4 protein-coding genes and 1 pseudogene are annotated in these 3,707 nt (G+C 68.7%); 4 read left to right on the top strand and 1 reads right to left on the bottom strand.

Features of this window, described 5'->3' with window-relative positions:
• Positions 1–87 precede the first annotated feature (87 nt).
• The 3 genes and pseudogenes from AB0J09_RS59080 to AB0J09_RS59070 form a co-directional block, all read left to right on the top strand.
• Positions 88–588: pseudogene (locus tag AB0J09_RS59080) on the top strand (transposase); the annotation flags it as partial.
• Between the two features lie 285 nt (positions 589–873).
• Complete coding sequence (locus tag AB0J09_RS59075; protein WP_360712183.1) at positions 874–1,182, top strand: hypothetical protein; 309 nt, start codon at positions 874–876, stop codon at positions 1,180–1,182.
• Between the two features lie 10 nt (positions 1,183–1,192).
• Positions 1,193–1,405, top strand: a complete 213-nt coding sequence (locus tag AB0J09_RS59070) for a hypothetical protein (protein ID WP_355394890.1) — start codon at positions 1,193–1,195, stop codon at positions 1,403–1,405.
• 250 nt (positions 1,406–1,655) lie between these two features.
• Here the strand turns inward: AB0J09_RS59070 and AB0J09_RS59065 are convergent, their stop codons facing one another.
• Positions 1,656–2,225 (bottom strand): dihydrofolate reductase family protein, encoded by a 570-nt coding sequence (locus tag AB0J09_RS59065; RefSeq protein WP_030925166.1) that lies wholly within the window; start codon positions 2,223–2,225, stop codon positions 1,656–1,658.
• A 332-nt stretch (positions 2,226–2,557) separates the two neighbouring features.
• Here AB0J09_RS59065 and AB0J09_RS59060 point away from each other — a divergent pair.
• Positions 2,558–3,707, top strand: a 1,150-nt coding sequence (locus AB0J09_RS59060) for a DDE-type integrase/transposase/recombinase (protein WP_360712178.1), incomplete at its 3' end; no start/stop codon positions are given.

Below are 3,707 nucleotides of genomic sequence, written 5' to 3'. Positions count from 1 at the left end.
TCGCCCACTGCGCGACGGTCAAATCACCCCGACCCACACAAAGATCGTCTCGGAAGTGGACCACCCAGGTGATCCACTTCTGAAACAGGCCCTAGTGCGGTCACCCTCATCGTCGACTCGCAGTCGGTGAAGGGATCGGAAACGGTCAGCAAGGCCACTCGCGGCTTTGACCCGGCAAAACGCATCAATGGGAGGAAGCGACATCTTGTGGTCGATCCGGATGGGCTTCAGGTGATGGTGATGGTCACCCCGGCCGACACCCCCGACCGGGACTGCGCCCGCGAGCTGCTGTTCCGGCTGCGCCTGACCCATCCCGAGATCACCCTGGTCTGGGCCGACTCCGCCTACGCGGGATCGCTGATCGAGTGGGCGCGCACCTTCTTGGACCTCACCGTCAAGGTGGTTTCCCGGCCGCGCGGCGCCCAGGGCTTTGTCGTGCTGGCCAAACGCTGGGTGGTGGAGCGCAGCCTGTCGTGGGTGCTGCGCGCCCGCCGCAATATCCGCGACCATGAACGGCTGCCGCAGCACAGCGAAATCATGATCACCTGGTCGGCGATCATCCAGATGACGCGCCGCCTCACCCGCAGCTCCCGCGCCAGGACCTCCTGGGGAAGGGTTTCGTGACCGCGCCGGTGCGGGCTAACCTGTCTCACAACCCAGCAAACGAGACAGCCTGATCCGCAGCCATGCGACCACGAAACCCCTTTGGTGACCGTCCTCATGGGATCTCGAACCGAGCAGTGCCTTGAACTGCGAGGCGCCGCTGCCCCCTCCAGCGGACCGCCGCGGAGGACGGCCCCGCAAGTACTGCTCCGACGCCTGCCGGTGGGCTTTCGGCCGCACGCGCGCCAGACGCTGGCGCCCCCTTACCCAGTGCCACCAACGCCAGGACGACACCCGCAAGCAGCGCCGTCACACCAGGCCGAACGCCTCGCACAGGCAGCCGGGAAGCTTGCCCTGGACCTGCACGCCGAAGACCTCGCCCCGCCCACTCAGCAGACCGGCTGGAAGCCTGGGCCCATCGCCGGCTACACCGCCGCCGCCCTGCCCCTGCTCGCCCAGGCCCGCGCCGTCCTGGCCGCCGCCGTCGCCGCCGACCGAGCGACCGGCGCCACCTGGGACGAGCTCACTGCCGTTCTGGATGTCAGCCCCGACACCGCCGCCCGCCGCTACCAAGCCTGACCGCACCCCCGTGAACGCAACCGACGACAGCTGCGGCACCTGGACGTTCATCACCCACCACGCCCGCGTGCTGATCGCGATCGCTCGCGCTCCAGAGGCACGGATCCGCGACATCGCTGTCACGCTGGGCATCACTGGCTATGTACGTGAGTTGCGGAGGCGTTTGTTGCTGGGGCAGGGAAGGCGGCTTCGTGTGGTGAGGGGTGACGTCGCCGAGTTTTGACGGCAGTGGGGTTCTTGCGGTGGGAGAGTCGGTGTGCTTCTCCCGTTTGGGGGCCCCATGCGCATATCGGCGACCAAGGTCGAGCTGTATACGGCGATTCGCAACGTTTGCCCTGTCCGCTACCGGCACCTCGGGGCGATGTCCCCCGTCGATATGTCCGCGCGTTCGGGGGCACGGCCAGCGCGGCCAACGCGACTCCGAGCCGTCGTTCCGTCGCGAGGGAGCGGCCAACGTGCCAGGATAAATCACGTCAAGCCGTAACTCGCGTGGGCCGGTATCGCAGGGCGACCGCCCCCGACCGGAACTCACGGCGGTCCACGGGCTCGAGCTGGATGCGCTCGCGCAGACCGGCGAGCAACGTCGGCCCGTGTCCGGCAAGGACCGGCTGCACAAGGAACTCGTACTCGTCGATCAGTCCCAGATCTGCCAACGCCAGGGGGAGCGTCACGCCACCCACCCACAGGCCCTCGCCTGACTCCTGCTTGAGCCGCTGAACCGCTTGCCCGAAGTCGCCTCGCACCAGCTCGGCATTCCAATCGACCGCGCTCAGCGTGCTCGACACGACGTACTTCTTCGCCCGGTCGATGGTCTCGGCGAACGGGATCTGCCACTCATCCATCCAGTCAGGCCACGTGTCCGTGGCCGGCTTCCGCCACGCCGACTCCATCATCTCGTAGGTCACCCGGCCGAATAGCAGGGCATCGGCTCGCTCCATCTCAGCGGTCCAGTAACGCATCGACTCCTCGTCCGGGGGGAGCCCTGCCTCGTGATGGCAGCAGCCGTCGAGCGTGACGTTGATCGAGTATCGAAGTGGTCTCATCTCGTTGCTCTCCCTTGATGCGCGCAGCGCGTTTTCACCGGACGTCTACTTAGACGACTGTCGGCGCCATTTCTCATCGGCGCCCGATCCCACCTGCTCAACACCGTCGTGATGCGAACCAGACCGCAGACCGAGCGCGCGACCGATTCGGGCGCTCGGGGCGTTCAGGTTCGCAACGGGTCTCGAAGCGCCCTGCGAGACCTACTGCCCCTGTCACTTTCCGAAGTCGTGTGCACGGATGTCCTGGACTTTCAGGGATCCGTGCAGAGGACTGCGAAGCACCGGCTTGTCCGTAGTCCTCTGCGCTACGGTGCATCTTGTTCCGTACTCGCGTGCGCGACGGTGAGGACCCCGGCATGGACGGCGGGCGAGCGCAGATCATTGAGCGGGGTGTGCTAACCGCCCCGGATGAGGCGTGGGACGTGGCAGTACGCCAGGCGGAGGTGATCGGCCGGTTGGCCGCCGGGCCGCGGGTGGGATTGGCGGCCGCAGACGCGGCGGCGGACGAACTGGGGATCTCACGGCGCCACGTGTATGTGCTGCTGGGGCGGTGGCGCGCAGGCGAGGGCGTCGTGTCGGACCTGCTGCCCCGGCGCTCCAGCGGCGGCCAGGGACGAGGCCGGGTGCCGGCCGAGGTCGAAGCGGTCCTGCGCGACGTCATCAGCTCGCGGTATCTGAACCGGCAGCGGCGGTCGGTGGCGGCGGTCTACCGGGAGATCGTGCGCCGGTGCCGGGCCGGCGGGCTGCCGGTGCCAGCCCGCAGCACGTTGGAGCGGCGGATCGAGGCGCTGGATCCAGCGGCGGCCGCCACGGCGCGGGAGGGCGCCGACGGGGCGCGCCGCCTGCGGTCGGCGGGCGGGGATCCGCCGAGCATCGAAGGCTTGCTGCAGCAGGTGCAGATCGACCACACGCCGGTCGATCTGGAGGTGGTCGACGGGCGGTATCGGCTGCCGATCGGCCGCCCCTACGTCACCGTGGCGATCGACGTGGCCAGCCGGTGCGTGGTCGGCCTCGTGGTCACGCTGGAGGCGCCCTCGGCGCTGTCGGCCGGACTGTGCCTGGCGCACACGGTGTGCGACAAGCGGCCGTGGCTGGAGCGGATCGGCCTGCAGGCGGTGGCCTGGCCGATGAGCGGCAAACCGCACGAGATCCACGTGGACAACGCCACCGAGTTCCGCAGCGAGGCGCTGCGCCGGGGCTGCGCTCAGCACGGCATCACGCTGACGTACCGGCCCAAGGGCATGCCGCACTTCGGCGGCATCATCGAACGGCTGATCGGCACGATGATGCAGATGGTGCACGAACTTCCCGGCACCACCTTCTCCAACCCGGCAGAGCGCGGCAGCTACGACAGCCAGGCCAGCGCGGTGCTGACCGTCACCGAGCTGAACCGGTGGCTGGCCCTGGCAGTGGCCGCCTACCACGGCCAGGTGCACAGCACACTGGGCCAGACCCCGGCCGGGCGGTGGGCCGAAGGCGTCG

This window comes from Nonomuraea sp. NPDC049784 (genome assembly GCF_040659615.1).
Lineage (GTDB): Bacteria > Actinomycetota > Actinomycetes > Streptosporangiales > Streptosporangiaceae > Nonomuraea.
This window is presented reverse-complemented; position numbering and strand designations above follow the sequence as displayed.